At 45.7% G+C, this 15,572-nt stretch carries 12 protein-coding genes, 2 tRNA genes, 2 rRNA genes and 1 other RNA gene; 2 read left to right on the top strand and 15 right to left on the bottom strand.

All coding sequences use genetic code 11. The features are described from left to right. Position 1: 1 nt before the first annotated feature. From QLQ22_RS00205 to tadA, 11 genes are all read right to left on the bottom strand, one after another. Positions 2 to 2,932: ribosomal RNA gene (locus QLQ22_RS00205) — 23S ribosomal RNA — on the bottom strand. 149 nt (positions 2,933 to 3,081) lie between these two features. Next, positions 3,082 to 3,157: transfer RNA gene (locus tag QLQ22_RS00200), tRNA-Ala, on the bottom strand. A gap of 16 nt (positions 3,158 to 3,173) precedes the next feature. After that, positions 3,174 to 3,250, bottom strand: a tRNA-Ile gene (locus QLQ22_RS00195). Between the two features lie 158 nt (positions 3,251 to 3,408). Continuing rightward, a 16S ribosomal RNA gene (locus tag QLQ22_RS00190) occupies positions 3,409 to 4,946 on the bottom strand. The 16S and 23S rRNA genes sit together here with 2 tRNA genes alongside, the layout of an rRNA operon. 257 nt (positions 4,947 to 5,203) lie before the next feature. Next, positions 5,204 to 5,470, bottom strand: coding sequence for a pro-sigmaK processing inhibitor BofA family protein (locus tag QLQ22_RS00185; protein WP_284015795.1), 267 nt, complete (start codon positions 5,468 to 5,470; stop codon positions 5,204 to 5,206). 64 nt (positions 5,471 to 5,534) lie between these two features. Beyond that, positions 5,535 to 5,756, bottom strand: coding sequence for a YaaL family protein (locus QLQ22_RS00180; RefSeq protein ID WP_223438862.1), 222 nt, complete (start codon positions 5,754 to 5,756; stop codon positions 5,535 to 5,537). Between the two features lie 29 nt (positions 5,757 to 5,785). Then, positions 5,786 to 6,382: a recombination mediator RecR gene (gene recR / locus QLQ22_RS00175; protein ID WP_070875719.1), complete on the bottom strand. Its 597-nt coding sequence runs from the start codon at positions 6,380 to 6,382 to the stop codon at positions 5,786 to 5,788. Between the two features lie 10 nt (positions 6,383 to 6,392). Continuing rightward, entirely contained in the window at positions 6,393 to 6,719 is a 327-nt protein-coding gene (locus QLQ22_RS00170; protein WP_223438861.1) for a YbaB/EbfC family nucleoid-associated protein, read from the bottom strand. An 18-nt stretch (positions 6,720 to 6,737) separates the two neighbouring features. Next, a complete protein-coding gene (dnaX, locus tag QLQ22_RS00165; RefSeq protein ID WP_284015794.1) occupies positions 6,738 to 8,435 on the bottom strand; it encodes a DNA polymerase III subunit gamma/tau in 1,698 nt (565 codons plus the stop codon). Between the two features lie 272 nt (positions 8,436 to 8,707). Next, positions 8,708 to 8,973, bottom strand: an RNA gene (gene ffs / locus QLQ22_RS00160) — signal recognition particle sRNA large type. Between the two features lie 85 nt (positions 8,974 to 9,058). After that, positions 9,059 to 9,550, bottom strand: a complete 492-nt coding sequence (tadA, locus tag QLQ22_RS00155; protein ID WP_223438859.1) for a tRNA adenosine(34) deaminase TadA — start codon at positions 9,548 to 9,550, stop codon at positions 9,059 to 9,061. Between the two features lie 65 nt (positions 9,551 to 9,615). On the opposite strand from tadA, the gene QLQ22_RS00150 reads away from it, so the two are divergent. After that, entirely contained in the window at positions 9,616 to 10,161 is a 546-nt protein-coding gene (locus QLQ22_RS00150) for a cysteine hydrolase family protein (RefSeq protein ID WP_284015793.1), read from the top strand. Between the two features lie 68 nt (positions 10,162 to 10,229). After that, positions 10,230 to 11,522, top strand: a complete 1,293-nt coding sequence (locus QLQ22_RS00145) for a glycoside hydrolase family 18 protein (protein ID WP_223438857.1) — start codon at positions 10,230 to 10,232, stop codon at positions 11,520 to 11,522. A gap of 26 nt (positions 11,523 to 11,548) precedes the next feature. On the opposite strand, the gene QLQ22_RS00140 is transcribed toward QLQ22_RS00145, so the two are convergent. From QLQ22_RS00140 to hppD, 4 genes are read right to left on the bottom strand one after another with little or no spacing between them, the layout of a single operon-like run. Then, positions 11,549 to 12,700 (bottom strand): homogentisate 1,2-dioxygenase, encoded by a 1,152-nt coding sequence (locus QLQ22_RS00140; RefSeq protein WP_223438856.1) that lies wholly within the window; start codon positions 12,698 to 12,700, stop codon positions 11,549 to 11,551. A gap of 4 nt (positions 12,701 to 12,704) precedes the next feature. Continuing rightward, positions 12,705 to 13,634 carry a fumarylacetoacetate hydrolase family protein gene (locus QLQ22_RS00135; RefSeq protein WP_284015792.1) on the bottom strand — a complete coding sequence of 310 codons (930 nt, stop codon included), beginning with the start codon at positions 13,632 to 13,634 and terminating at the stop codon, positions 12,705 to 12,707. A 7-nt stretch (positions 13,635 to 13,641) separates the two neighbouring features. Beyond that, on the bottom strand, positions 13,642 to 14,250 hold the full coding sequence (locus tag QLQ22_RS00130; protein WP_284015791.1) for a flavin reductase family protein: 609 nt from the start codon (positions 14,248 to 14,250) through the stop codon (positions 13,642 to 13,644). 30 nt (positions 14,251 to 14,280) lie between these two features. Further along, positions 14,281 to 15,396, bottom strand: coding sequence for a 4-hydroxyphenylpyruvate dioxygenase (gene hppD, locus QLQ22_RS00125; protein ID WP_223438853.1), 1,116 nt, complete (start codon positions 15,394 to 15,396; stop codon positions 14,281 to 14,283). Between the last annotated feature and the right edge of the window lie 176 nt (positions 15,397 to 15,572).

Raw genomic sequence — 15,572 nt, 5'->3', positions numbered from 1 at the left:
TGTGGTTAAGTCCTCGAACGATTAGTATCTGTCAGCTCCACACGTCACCGCGCTTCCACCTCAGACCTATCAACCTGATCATCTTTCAGGGTTCTTACTCACTAATGTGATGGGAAATCTCATCTTGAGGGGGGCTTCATGCTTAGATGCTTTCAGCACTTATCCCTTCCGCACATAGCTACCCAGCGATGCCTTTGGCAAGACAACTGGTACACCAGCGGTGCGTCCATCCCGGTCCTCTCGTACTAAGGACAGCTCCTCTCAAATTTCCTGCGCCCACGACGGATAGGGACCGAACTGTCTCACGACGTTCTGAACCCAGCTCGCGTACCGCTTTAATGGGCGAACAGCCCAACCCTTGGGACCGACTACAGCCCCAGGATGCGATGAGCCGACATCGAGGTGCCAAACCTCCCCGTCGATGTGGACTCTTGGGGGAGATAAGCCTGTTATCCCCGGGGTAGCTTTTATCCGTTGAGCGATGGCCCTTCCATGCGGAACCACCGGATCACTAAGCCCGACTTTCGTCCCTGCTCGACTTGTAGGTCTCGCAGTCAAGCTCCCTTGTGCCTTTACACTCTGCGAATGATTTCCAACCATTCTGAGGGAACCTTTGGGCGCCTCCGTTACATTTTAGGAGGCGACCGCCCCAGTCAAACTGCCCACCTGACACTGTCTCCCAGCCCGATCAGGGCTGTGGGTTAGAATTTCAATACAGCAAGGGTAGTATCCCACCAATGCCTCCACCGAAGCTGGCGCTCCGGCTTCCAAGGCTCCTACCTATCCTGTACAAGCTGTACCAAAATTCAATATCAGGCTACAGTAAAGCTCCACGGGGTCTTTCCGTCCTGTCGCGGGTAACCTGCATCTTCACAGGTACTATAATTTCACCGAGTCTCTCGTTGAGACAGTGCCCAGATCGTTACGCCTTTCGTGCGGGTCGGAACTTACCCGACAAGGAATTTCGCTACCTTAGGACCGTTATAGTTACGGCCGCCGTTTACTGGGGCTTCAATTCAAAGCTTCGCTTGCGCTAACCTCTCCTCTTAACCTTCCAGCACCGGGCAGGCGTCAGCCCCTATACTTCGCCTTGCGGCTTCGCAGAGACCTGTGTTTTTGCTAAACAGTCGCCTGGGCCTATTCACTGCGGCTTTTCAGGGCTATGAACCCTAAAAAGCACCCCTTCTCCCGAAGTTACGGGGTCATTTTGCCGAGTTCCTTAACGAGAGTTCTCTCGCTCACCTTAGGATTCTCTCCTCGCCTACCTGTGTCGGTTTGCGGTACGGGCACCTCTCACCTCGCTAGAGGCTTTTCTTGGCAGTGTGGAATCAGGAACTTCGGTACTAAATTTCCCTCGCCATCACAGCTCAGCCTTATATGAGAAGCGGATTTGCCTACTTCTCAGCCTAACTGCTTGGACGCGCATATCCAACAGCGCGCTTGCCCTATCCTCCTGCGTCCCCCCATTGCTCAAATGGTGAGGAGGTGGTACAGGAATATCAACCTGTTGTCCATCGCCTACGCCTTTCGGCCTCGGCTTAGGTCCCGACTAACCCTGAGCGGACGAGCCTTCCTCAGGAAACCTTAGGCATTCGGTGGAGGGGATTCTCACCCCTCTTTCGCTACTCATACCGGCATTCTCACTTCTAAGCGCTCCACCAGTCCTTACGGTCTAGCTTCAACGCCCTTAGAACGCTCTCCTACCACTGTTCGTAAGAACAGTCCACAGCTTCGGTGATACGTTTAGCCCCGGTACATTTTCGGCGCAGAGTCACTCGACCAGTGAGCTATTACGCACTCTTTAAATGGTGGCTGCTTCTAAGCCAACATCCTGGTTGTCTAAGCAACTCCACATCCTTTTCCACTTAACGTATACTTTGGGACCTTAGCTGGTGGTCTGGGCTGTTTCCCTCTTGACTACGGATCTTATCACTCGCAGTCTGACTCCCAAGGAGCAAGTCTTTGGCATTCGGAGTTTGACTGAATTCGGTAACCCGATGAGGGCCCCTAGTCCAATCAGTGCTCTACCTCCAAGACTCTCATACTTGAGGCTAGCCCTAAAGCTATTTCGGAGAGAACCAGCTATCTCCAGGTTCGATTGGAATTTCTCCGCTACCCACACCTCATCCCCGCACTTTTCAACGTGCGTGGGTTCGGGCCTCCATTCAGTGTTACCTGAACTTCACCCTGGACATGGGTAGATCACCTGGTTTCGGGTCTACGACCACGTACTAAAACGCCCTATTCAGACTCGCTTTCGCTGCGGCTCCGTCTCATCAACTTAACCTTGCACGGGATCGTAACTCGCCGGTTCATTCTACAAAAGGCACGCCATCACCCATTAACGGGCTCTGACTACTTGTAAGCACACGGTTTCAGGATCTTTTCACTCCCCTTCCGGGGTGCTTTTCACCTTTCCCTCACGGTACTGGTTCACTATCGGTCACTAGGGAGTATTTAGCCTTGGGAGATGGTCCTCCCTGCTTCCGACGGGATTTCTCGTGTCCCGCCGTACTCAGGATCCACTCTGGAGGGAACGAAGTTTCGACTACAGGGTTATTACCTTCTCTGACGGACCTTTCCAGGTCGCTTCATCTACCCCGTTCCTTTGTAACTCCGTATAGAGTGTCCTACAACCCCAAGAGGCAAGCCTCTTGGTTTGGGCTAATTCCGTTTCGCTCGCCGCTACTTGGGAAATCGCGTTTGCTTTCTCTTCCTCCGGGTACTTAGATGTTTCAGTTCCCCGGGTCTGCCTTCATTATCCTATGTATTCAGATAAAGATACTGTTCCATTACGAACAGTGGGTTTCCCCATTCGGAAATCTCTGGATCAAAGCTTACTTACAGCTCCCCAAAGCATATCGGTGTTAGTCCCGTCCTTCATCGGCTCCTAGTGCCAAGGCATCCACCGTGCGCCCTTCATAACTTAACCTAAATGGTCAATCGCATCACAAGATGCGTTTCGCATTTCGTTGTTTGTTTAGACATAAATGTCTAGAAAATCACTAATTATGGTAAGCGTAAATCTCAGTGAATTACTTGTTATCAATTACGTTATCTAGTTTTCAAAGAACAACTTCTTGGTGGAGCCTAGCGGGATCGAACCGCTGACCTCCTGCGTGCAAGGCAGGCGCTCTCCCAGCTGAGCTAAGGCCCCATATGAATTTAAGAGATGGTGGGCCTAAATGGACTCGAACCATCGACCTCACGCTTATCAGGCGTGCGCTCTAACCAGCTGAGCTATAGGCCCATCTCACAAGTGTGAATAAAAGAATATTTTTGACGTACAAAAAAGTACGCGCAAATAATTCCTCGCTTACTTCTAAAGTAAACTCGCTATTCACTTAGAGGGAACAAAGTTCTCTCAAAACTAAACAAAAACCAAAAGCGTCCTCATATCTTCCTTAGAAAGGAGGTGATCCAGCCGCACCTTCCGATACGGCTACCTTGTTACGACTTCACCCCAATCATCTACCCCACCTTAGGCGGCTGGCTCCTTGCGGTTACCCCACCGACTTCGGGTGTTGCAAACTCTCGTGGTGTGACGGGCGGTGTGTACAAGGCCCGGGAACGTATTCACCGCGGCATGCTGATCCGCGATTACTAGCGATTCCAGCTTCATGCAGGCGAGTTGCAGCCTGCAATCCGAACTGAGAATGGTTTTATGGGATTGGCTAAACCTCGCGGTCTCGCAGCCCTTTGTACCATCCATTGTAGCACGTGTGTAGCCCAGGTCATAAGGGGCATGATGATTTGACGTCATCCCCACCTTCCTCCGGTTTGTCACCGGCAGTCACCTTAGAGTGCCCAACTGAATGCTGGCAACTAAGATCAAGGGTTGCGCTCGTTGCGGGACTTAACCCAACATCTCACGACACGAGCTGACGACAACCATGCACCACCTGTCACTTTGTCCCCCGAAGGGGAACCTTCTATCTCTAGAAGTGGCAAAGGATGTCAAGACCTGGTAAGGTTCTTCGCGTTGCTTCGAATTAAACCACATGCTCCACCGCTTGTGCGGGCCCCCGTCAATTCCTTTGAGTTTCAGTCTTGCGACCGTACTCCCCAGGCGGAGTGCTTAATGCGTTAGCTGCAGCACTAAAGGGCGGAAACCCTCTAACACTTAGCACTCATCGTTTACGGCGTGGACTACCAGGGTATCTAATCCTGTTCGCTCCCCACGCTTTCGCGCCTCAGCGTCAGTTACAGACCAGAGAGTCGCCTTCGCCACTGGTGTTCCTCCACATCTCTACGCATTTCACCGCTACACGTGGAATTCCACTCTCCTCTTCTGCACTCAAGTTTCCCAGTTTCCAATGACCCTCCCCGGTTGAGCCGGGGGCTTTCACATCAGACTTAAGAAACCGCCTGCGCGCGCTTTACGCCCAATAATTCCGGACAACGCTTGCCACCTACGTATTACCGCGGCTGCTGGCACGTAGTTAGCCGTGGCTTTCTGGTTAGGTACCGTCAAGGTGCGAGCAGTTACTCTCGCACTTGTTCTTCCCTAACAACAGAGTTTTACGATCCGAAAACCTTCATCACTCACGCGGCGTTGCTCCGTCAGACTTTCGTCCATTGCGGAAGATTCCCTACTGCTGCCTCCCGTAGGAGTCTGGGCCGTGTCTCAGTCCCAGTGTGGCCGATCACCCTCTCAGGTCGGCTACGCATCGTTGCCTTGGTGAGCCATTACCTCACCAACTAGCTAATGCGCCGCGGGCCCATCTGTAAGTGACAGCCGAAACCGTCTTTCCAACTTGAACCATGCGGTTCAAGATACTATCCGGTATTAGCTCCGGTTTCCCGGAGTTATCCCAGTCTTACAGGCAGGTTGCCCACGTGTTACTCACCCGTCCGCCGCTGACCTCCGAAGAGGTCCGCTCGACTTGCATGTATTAGGCACGCCGCCAGCGTTCGTCCTGAGCCAGGATCAAACTCTCCGAAGAAAATTTGTGACTCAATTTGTTGCTGACTTCAAAAATTTAAAACGTTTGGTACGCTTTTGGTTTTGTTTAGTTTTCAAAGAACTTATTGTGTCGCATTCTCTCGAAGCGACCCCTTTAATATACCATTTATCTCTCTGTTCCGTCAACAACTTTTTTAAAAAGTTTTATTTAACGTCATCAGCGACGTCTATTAATATACCACCCGCTACAAAACGTGTCAACAAAAAAATTAGAACAAGCGAAACAAGCCGCCTGTTCTAAGATAAGATAACCATTTTTATAATAATTAATGCAGCAACACCCGGCAAACCAAGCAATCCAGAAATACCCGCAGTCGTCAGATTAATGGGGATGTGCAGGCCTATGCTTGTACCAAATGCATTAATGAAAAATAAAAATAATGCACCTATTACAACTTTCACAAGCACTTGGCCAGCCCAGCGCATTGACTTGAGCGGGGCGCCTGCAACAAGCAGCAGGATTGTGATTCCTCCGAGAATGGAAAAAACGTAGACGGGTTCCATTCCACCACTCACTTTCATCATTACTTTCTAAATATCTATGAAAGCCTGGTGAAAATAGAACAAGCTATTTTCTGCCGATCGTAATATTTCTCTTTTTTGCTTCTCTTAATAAGAAGAAATATTTTGATTGAGCCACTTTTAATTCATACAGTATTTCAGGAGACGGCTCCACACTTTTATCAACAAGCTGTTTTTGCCGATTCCATTCATCTTTCATAAAAAGGAGGTCATCAACCAGCAGCTGATCATATTCTTTTCTAAGCCAGCCTTTTCTGCGAAAAAACAAAGATACTTCCCCTCTCCGGCATCCCGATATTAAAGCTCCCGTCTTCCTTCCAGAGCTTTTGATAAAGTTACTTCATCCGCATATTCCAGATCTCCGCCTACAGGAAGCCCATGTGCTATTCGCGTCATTTTGATCCCTGTCGGCTTTAAAAGTCTGGAGATATACATCGCGGTTGCTTCACCTTCAATGTTAGGATTGGTAGCGAGTATGATTTCCTGCACTGTGTCGTCTTGAAGCCTTTTCAGCAGTTCAGGAATCTTGATATCCTCAGGTCCGATACCATCCATCGGTGAGATTGCTCCTTGAAGCACATGATACAGCCCTGAATACTCTTTCATTTTTTCCATTGCGATAACGTCTTTTGGGTCCTGAACGACACAAATGACGGTTTTATCTCTTCTTTGGTCTTCACATATATAGCAGGGATCCTGATCTGTAATATGACCGCATACAGAACAGTACGTAAGATTTCTTTTGGCATTGACCAAGGCCTTTGCAAAATCCAGCACAACGTCTTCTTTCATATTCAGTACAAAAAAAGCCAGACGAACGGCCGTCTTCGGGCCAATTCCTGGCAGTTTCATAAAGCTGTCAATCAGCTTTGATATCGGTTCAGGATAATGCATTCCATTCCTCCTAGAACATGCCTGGCAAGTTCATGCCTTTTGTAAATTTACCCATTGTATCGTTTGTGAGCTCATCCATTTTCTTCAGAGCGTCATTTGTAGCAGCAAGAACTAAATCTTGAAGCATATCGATATCTTCCGGATCTACAACTTCCTCTTTAATGTTTACATCAACCACTTCTTTGTTTCCATTAATTGTAACAACAACCATACCGCCGCCAGCTGTTCCTTCGATTGTTTTTTCAGCCAGTTCTTCTTGTGCTTTGGCCATGTCTTTCTGCATTTTCTGCATTTGTTTCATCATTTTTTGCATGTTGCCCATTCCGCCACGGTTCATAATAAATCTCCTCCAATATTAATCTTTTATTTCAATGAGATCTGTACCCACTAGTTTTTTTGCTTCAGCTATGAGCGGATCTTCGTCTTCTTCAGGGGAATCGCCGTCATCATTCTGACGCTGATCACGTATGTAATCTTCTCTTATTTTACCCCATTCTTGTTCTGGAACGCCAACCATTTCCATGTTTCGTCCCGTTAATTCTAAAAGAATGGCTTCCATATTGCTGCGAACCTGATTGTTGTTGTCCGCTACCATTTTACAATGGATTTCATATTTAAACTTTAACACAAAAGCAGTTTCTGATGCAGCTACCGGTTCACTGTCTGTCAGAAGCGCTGCATGAGATACTTTGTTTTGCCTGCGCAGATAATCAAGCAGCTCTCCCCAGCGGCTCTTTATGGCTGCCAGGTTTTGTTTCGTTGCGTCTTTCAGGATTTCCTGAATCCGGCCTGCAGGCACCTTGTACCCGCTTCGGACGGCTTTTGGCGCCTTTTGTTCATTTTGCGGCGCTTGCTGTCCGCTGATTGTGACTCCCTGTTTTTTCAGGAGTTCTAATTCATTTGCAAGTTTCTTCACTGTCGCTTCAAGCTCAGCATGGTTTTCACTTTGGCCAGATTGAACAGCTTTTGCCTCATGCTCGGATAGCTTTACAATTGCCACCTCAAGGAATATACGGGGGTGATTTGTCCATTTCATTTCCTGCTGGCTTTTGTTCAGGACATCTATAGCATGGTAGATTGTATCGGGAGGCATCTGTTTAGATAATTCCACAAACAGTTCATCAACTGTAACCCGCTCTAATACTTCCTCAAGCTGCGGCGCCGTTTGATACAGCAGAAGATCTCTGTAATAGTAGATAAAGTCTTCTACAAGTTTCGATGCATCCTTTCCCTGATTCATCAGCTCATCTAAAGCCTGCAGAGCTACAGATACGTCTTTATTGAACATAGCATGGATTAATTCACCTATCATCGCCTGTGAGACTGATCCCGTTATCAGCAGTGCATTGTCTAATGTCACAGTTTCATCACTGAAGGAAATAGCCTGATCGAGCAAACTCAGGGCATCACGCATACCGCCGTCCGCTGCACTTGCAATGACCTGAAGCGCAGCAGTATCTGCTTCTATCTCCTGATCTTCAATGATTTCCTGCATTCTCCCGACAATAGCTGCCGCTGTTATTCGTTTAAAATCGAATCTCTGGCACCTGGAGATAATCGTCAGCGGTATTTTGTGAGGTTCTGTAGTGGCTAATATAAAGATGACATGCTTAGGCGGTTCTTCAAGCGTTTTTAACAAGGCATTGAACGCTCCTATGGAGAGCATGTGCACTTCATCAACGATATAAACTTTATAGCTCACCGAAGACGGCGCATATTTTACTTTATCACGTATATCCCGTATTTCATCTACTCCATTATTTGAAGCAGCATCTATTTCAATCACATCGGAAATGGAACCATCTGTGATGCCAAGGCAAGCAGAACATTCATTGCACGGTTCTGCAACCGGAGCTTTTTCACAATTGACTGTTTTCGCAAAAATCTTGGCAGCACTAGTTTTTCCAGTTCCTCTTGGTCCGGAAAAAAGATAGGCATGCGAGAATTTTTCTTGCAGCAGGGCATTTTGAAGCGTTCTTGTAATATGTTCTTGACCTACGACATCATGAAATTGCTGCGGCCGCCAAACACGGTATAAAGCTTGGTAACTCACATAACGCCCTCCTTCAAATTCATCCCTTCTATTATACCTTAAGGAATTAGTATTTTACAAAGGAGACAAGGACTAATTTCAGACAGCCTTTTTTGCAAAGATCAAAAGCGCAGGCGTCCTGGTCTGATTCGTTCTGAACGGGGATCTAAGTGCAGGATCTGGACGAGGATACCTTTATTTTACCCCCGCAGCCTTTTGAATTTTATAAATTCCTAAACAAATAAAAAACCCACCCTGCAAGAGGATGGGTTTGTTCATTATAAATTAAACTGCCGTGCACCTTCCGTCGATTAGTGTCCATAAGCGTTACTTAAGCAGTTAGCTCGGCCCAGGCAACCCTGCGGCACATGAGAGGTTCCACTTAATGCTGCTTCCTTCCGGACCTGACATGGTTCATGGATTCCCATTGCGCAGGACCCAGACGTCAACACCACTTACTTAAGGCAGGCCCTACAGACAGCTAACCTCGGGAAAGGGATTCGGCCTCGCTAGAGCGGATTGCGAGTACAGGGCACCGCTACCTCCCCGCTTAGCACGGCAAAATTGATACCTAGTTAAGGTGCGCCGTTTAGTACGACGCATAACCTAGTATATAAGCTTTTCGAAAAAAATGCAATATCCAACTACTGTAAATTTTTTGAAGAAGCTTTTTCTGCTTTCTTTTGCTTTCTAAGATCCCTGAAAAAATCGCTGAGCATTAACCCGCATTCTTCCTCAAGGATTCCTTTAGCTACTTCAACCTGGTGGTTAAATCTTTTTTCATCCAGAAGATTCATCAGTGTTCCTGCACATCCGCCTTTCGGATCTGCAGCCCCGTAAACCACTCTTTTCACTCTTGAAAGCACTATTGCCCCTGCACACATCGGACAGGGCTCAAGGGTTACGTAAAGCGTCGCATCCTCAAGTCTCCAAGTACCCATTGAGGCGCACGCCTGATCAATCGCAATCATTTCTGCATGGGCAATTGACCTTTGCTCACTTTCTCTTAGATTGTATCCGGATCCAACTACTTCATCGTTATGTACGATGACCGCACCTATTGGAACTTCGCCGATTGCCTTTGCTTTCAGAGCTTCTTTTATTGCAAGTTCCATATATAACGTGTCCTTATCCATAATGTACTCCTTATAGATTATTTCATTATGACACAAGCTAATCTTTATAAAGGAGAGATGACGCCTTGGATAAAAAAGATAACTGTGCCCTGCTCATTATTGATATGATTAATAATTTTAAATTTAAGCATGGTGAAGTTTTGGCTGATGAGGCTAAACAAGTTTCTGAGAACATTTTCTCATTAAAAAAGAAAATGCAGAAGAAAAAACGTCCCATCATTTATATAAATGATCATTATAAATTATGGCAGGCTGATTTTCAAAAGATTTCTGAAAAATGCACAAATGAACTGAGCAGGCCAATCATTGAACAGCTCTATCCTGATGATACGGATTTTTTCTTAATCAAACCCATGCATTCTGCCTTTTATGGAACTGCCTTAAACATGCTTCTGGACAATCTTCAAGTGCAGCATCTAATTTTGACGGGAATAGCCGGAAACATCTGTGTTCTTTTTTCCGCTAATGATGCCTATATGCGGGGATATAAACTCTCCGTTCCATCTGACTGCATTGCTTCAAATGATAAACATGACAATGAATACGCTCTTCGCATGATGAAAAATGTCCTTCAGGCAGATATAGGCGATTCCCGCCAAATAAAAATATAACATGCTCCCGCTTGTTCCTTCATAAGATGTAACAGAGAGATTATGACGAATGAGTGAGGGGAATCAATATGCAGATACATATTGTCCGAGAAGGACAAACTTTATACGGGATAGCCCAAGCTTACAGTACAACCGCTGAAGAGATCATCCGGACAAATGAAATTCCCAATCCAGGCCAGCTTGTTATCGGCCAGACAATCGTCATTCCGATAAAAGGGCGATTTTATTGGGTGCAGCCTGGAGATACATTGTGGTCTATCAGCAGAAGATACGGTTCAACTCCAAAGGAATTATCTGAAGTAAATCAAATCTCGATTAATAGCCCGCTGCAAATTGGGTTCAGACTTTATATTCCCGACCGTCCAAAACAAAAAGCAGAATTCAACGCTTATATTGAACCTTCCGGAAATCAGGTAAGTCCTAATCTGGTGGAAAGTGCACGGGAAGCAGCGCCTTATTTAACTTACCTCGGTCCGTTCAGCTTCCGCATTCAAAAGGATGGCACTCTAGATGAGCCGCTCTTAAATGACTTTCCTAATATCGCCAAAAACAATAGAGTCACATTAATGATGATAGTGACGAATTTAGATGATGAAGGCTTCAGTGACGAAATCGGCCGAATCATCTTAACAAATCAGGATGTTCAGAACAAACTTCTGAATAACATTGTTGAAACCGCAAAAAAATATGGATTCCGCGATATCCATTTTGATATGGAGTATTTAAGGCCGGTCGACAGAGAAGCCTATAATCGTTTCTTAAGAAAAGCAAAAGCCCGTTTTAAAAAAGAAGGCTGGCTCATTTCTACAGCTCTGGCCCCTAAAACAAGCGCAGATCAAAAAGGGAAATGGTACGAGGCGCATGATTATAAAGCACATGGCGAAATTGTCGATTTTGTAGTGGTGATGACTTACGAGTGGGGCTATAGCGGCGGACCGCCAATGGCAGTATCCCCGATTGGACCGGTTAGGGAGGTCCTCGAGTACACCCTGTCAGAAATACCGGCAAATAAAGTCATGATGGGGCAGAATTTATACGGATACGACTGGACCCTGCCGTTTAAGCCCGGAGGAGAATTTGCAAAAGCCATCAGCCCGCAGCAGGCAATCCGCTTAGCAAGTGAGTACAATGTCTCCATTCAATATGATATGAAAGCCCAAGCTCCACACTTCAATTACCGCGATAAGGAAGGGAGAGAACATGAAGTCTGGTTTGAGGATGCCCGTTCCATTCAGGCCAAATTTGATTTAATGAAAGAATTAAAGCTGAGAGGCATGAGCTATTGGAAGCTCGGGCTCTCTTTCCCGCAAAACTGGTTATTGATTGCCGACAACTTTGATGTAGTAAAAACGCCAACATAAAAAGCAGCCCTATCAGGCTGCTTTTCTTATTTTTCGGTCCAAGTATACATATAATTGGCATCTTCAATTTCTTTGGCCTTTTTCACAATTCGGAGCGGACGAAACGTATCAATCATTACCGCGAGTTCAAGCGTCTCTTTTTTCCCGATGCTCGCTTCCGTTTTTCCAGGATGAGGACCATGCGGAATTCCGCTTGGATGAAGGGTGATGGATCCTTTTTTGATTCCTTTTCGGCTCATAAAATTTCCTTCTACATAGTAAAGAAGCTCATCACTGTTTACATTGCTGTGATAATACGGCGCCGGAATCGACTCGGGATGATAATCGTACATTCTAGGCACGAATGAGCAGACAACAAAATTGTGGCCTTCAAATGTTTGATGAACAGGCGGCGGCTGATGAATCCTTCCTGTTATCGGTTCAAAATCCTCGATATTAAAAGCCCATGGATACAAGTAGCCGTCCCATCCCGCTACATCGAAGGGATGGTGGTTAAAGGTATGCTTATGCATATATCCCCTGGATTTTGTCAAAACCTCAAACTCGCCTCGGGATTCTACTGTCAGAAGCTGTTCAGGACCCCGGAAATCTCTTTCACAGAACGGGCTATGCTCTAAAAGCTGGCCGTATTCATTTCGGTATCGTTTAGGTGTAGTGATCTGGCTGAACGATTCTATGAAAAGGATTTTTGTTTCGGCTTTTGGCACGACACGATAGATTGTGCCTATCGGTATGTTGATGTAATCTCCTGGCCGGTATGTGATGACACCGAACATCGTCTCAATCTTTCCATTGCCAAAATGAATAAAGAGCAATTCATCTCCATCACCGTTTCTGTAATAGGACTCCATCGTTTTTTTCACAAGAACCACGCCTATTAAGAGATCATCATTTCCCAGGATATACTCTCTAGCCTCAATAGCATCCCCTTCAGTTTGCAGAGCATCCGTAAAGAAATGCCTGTGTCTCAAGGAATCCATCTGTTCATATTCAGGGAGATAGGAATGAAGAAGCTCTGACTTTGCTACCTCTGTAGGCATGTAGTGATGATACAGAATGGATTGTGTACCTGAAAACCCCTTCGTTCCCATAACCTGCTCCCGGTATAGGCTTCCGTCTTCTTTTTTAAACATCGTATGTCTCTTATGAGGAATTTTGCCTAACGTGCGATAATACATTCTCTCACCTGCTTTTGGCTGCAATTTTATTTTTCAATAAGCCCAGACCTTCAATCGTTAATTCGACCTCATCTCCCGGCCTTAAATAACGATGCACCTCTTCCCCTAGCTCTAAAATACATCCGGTTCCGACTGTTCCTGAGCCAATCACTTCTCCCGGATATAAGGTGACACCTGAAGAAGCCCTTTCAATCATCTCCGAAAAAGGATAATAAATATCTTTTAAATTCCCTTTCGATATCACTTTTCCATTAACAGCAGCTGTCATCTTTAAATCATACCGATCTCCTGTCTTATATGGATGAAGCTCTTCTTTTGAAACGAGGTATGGTCCAAGCGATGTTGCGAAATCCTTTCCTTTTGCCGGCCCAAGACCAACTTTCATTTCTTCTCTTTGAAGATCACGCGCACTCCAGTCATTCATGATGCAGTACCCAAAAATGTACTCTTCTGCTTCACTTGCAGGGATGTCACGCCCCTCCTTCCCTATAACACAGGCAATCTCAAGTTCATAATCAAGAGCCTGACAGCCTGGAGGAACTTCAATCTTTTCCTCCGGACCTTTCACAGCCAGGTGATTTGTAAAATAAAACACAGGAAATTGATACCATTCTGAAATGACATCAAGCCCTCTTTTCTGTCGGGCGGTTTTCACATGCTCCTCAAATGCATAAAAATCGCGAATGCTTACCGGCCTTGGAAGAGGTGAGGACAGTCTCACCTCTGAAAGCCGATAAACTCCCATATCCCCCTCTTCAAACAGGTTCATTTCATGAATATATGAGAGGTATCGTTCATGCTCTGTTAAAAATTCTTGAATGGATCCAGGCAAGAACCCCCGGCTTACAGCGTTCATATCAATCACCAGATCATGCCCTTGAAGCCATCCCGCAGACTGTCTGCTGGACGGGGTTTGAAATGTCACAAACTTCATAATGATTTCACCTTCTTATGATCTCAAACGTATCAGTCATCGGTTTTGTATACATGTGCCCGGCAAGACGTCCGATCGGCTTTAGTTGTTCAGAGTCAATTTTCCCTTCATAGAAAAGAGCATCATCAACATGGATGTGCTTTACCTTGCCGATGACAAGACTGCCTGATCCCGCTTTCTCTCCAAAATGCAAGACATCATGCAGCTCGCATTCCAGGTGAACCAGGCTTTCTTTCACACGAGGCGGGACAACTGACTTGCTTTTCTCCTTCGTCAGCCCGCTTTGAACAAATTCATCCACCTCCGGATCAAAATCGCCTGCACAGCGATTCATTTGTTCCGCTATTTGTTCACTCACAATGTTGATGACAAATTCCTTCGTTTTTTCAATGTTGAGGAGAGTATCCTTTTTAGATCCATCCGTCCCTTTTCTCATAGGAGAGACACAAATCATCATCGGTTCAGCAGAGATTGCGGTAAAAAAGCTGAAAGGAGCCAAGTTTACCGCTCCTTTTTCATCAATAGTCGATACGAAGGCGATTGGCCTTGGCAGGATCGAGCCAATCATTAATTTATAAGCGTCTTTCCAGTGAAGCGACTCTGGCTTTACATCCATCTTTATCACCTTGCTTTCAGGATTAAGTCCTTATAAATTCCCTCGTCGCTCCTGCTCCCGTTCGATTGATTCAAAAAGCGCTTTAAAGTTTCCGTCACCGAAGCCTTTCGCTCCTTTTCTCTGAATCACTTCTATAAAGACTGTGGGACGATCGACAATCGGCTTGGTGAATATCTGCAGCAAATACCCTTCATCGTCACGGTCCACCAGAATGTTAAGTTCTTTCAGCTTATCAATCTCTTCATCAATATCTCCGACACGTTCACTTAGTGTTTCATAATAAGTCTCAGGGGTATTCAGAAATTCCACGCCATTTTTCTTTAAAATTGCAACTGTAGAGACGATATCCTCTGTTAAAATAGCAAGATGCTGCACGCCTGGACCATTGAAGAACTCCAGGTATTCCTGAATTTGCGATTTGCGTTTTCCTTCTGCCGGCTCATTAATAGGAAATTTAATCCGGCCTCCATTATGCATAACCTTCGACATAAGAGATGAATATTCTGTACTGATATCCGAATCTGTAAAATGTCGCATTTCTTTAAAACCCATCACTTTCTCATAATAGGAAACCCATTCCTGCATACTCTCTACATTTCCTACAACATGGTCAACGCCGATGATTCCTGCTTCTGTATAAGGAATCTTCATTTCGGCCGCTTCAAAACCCGGCATAAATGCGCCCTTGTATTCTTTTCTCTCTATTAGAGAATGAATGGTGTCTCCGTATGTACCGATTACGGCTTTTTTTACCGCACCATGTTCATCCTTCAGTTCAAATGGCGGAGTAATGGCAATGGCTCCTCTGAAAACAGCTTCATTGTAAGCCTTTTCAACATTATCCACGACTAAAGCGATATCTCTTACCCCGTCCCCGTGCTTCTTGACGAATTCAGCTACACGTGAGGTGTCATTTAAAGAACCTGTAATAACCAAGCGTACCTTCTGCTGCTGAAGCACATAGGATACGGTTTCCCTGTTCCCTGTCTCAAGTCCTGAATAGGCGACAATTTTAAAACCGAAGGCAGTACAAAAATAGTGAGCTGACTGCTTGGCATTGCCTGAATACATTTCCAGATAGTCAACATCTTTAACCGGGAAAAAATCTTCAACCTGACTGTCCTTCGCTGCTGTTTCCTCACGCATATAAATCCCTCCATTTTATGAATATTATTACTATTCAGAATCCATCATACGGAAAAAGAAGAGATGGAATCAAGAGTGCTGAGTAAAGCTATAACGCTTTTCTGCAATGATGTAACCTTAGATCACGCTCTGCTGCATCCGCATAAAACTCTCGCTGCTATGAGAGGATAATTGGA

The organism is Metabacillus hrfriensis, from assembly GCF_030127205.1.
Lineage (GTDB): Bacteria > Bacillota > Bacilli > Bacillales > Bacillaceae > Bacillus_P > Bacillus_P dongyingensis.
Note: the sequence above shows the minus strand (reverse complement) of the source record. Positions and strands in the feature narration are given on the sequence as shown.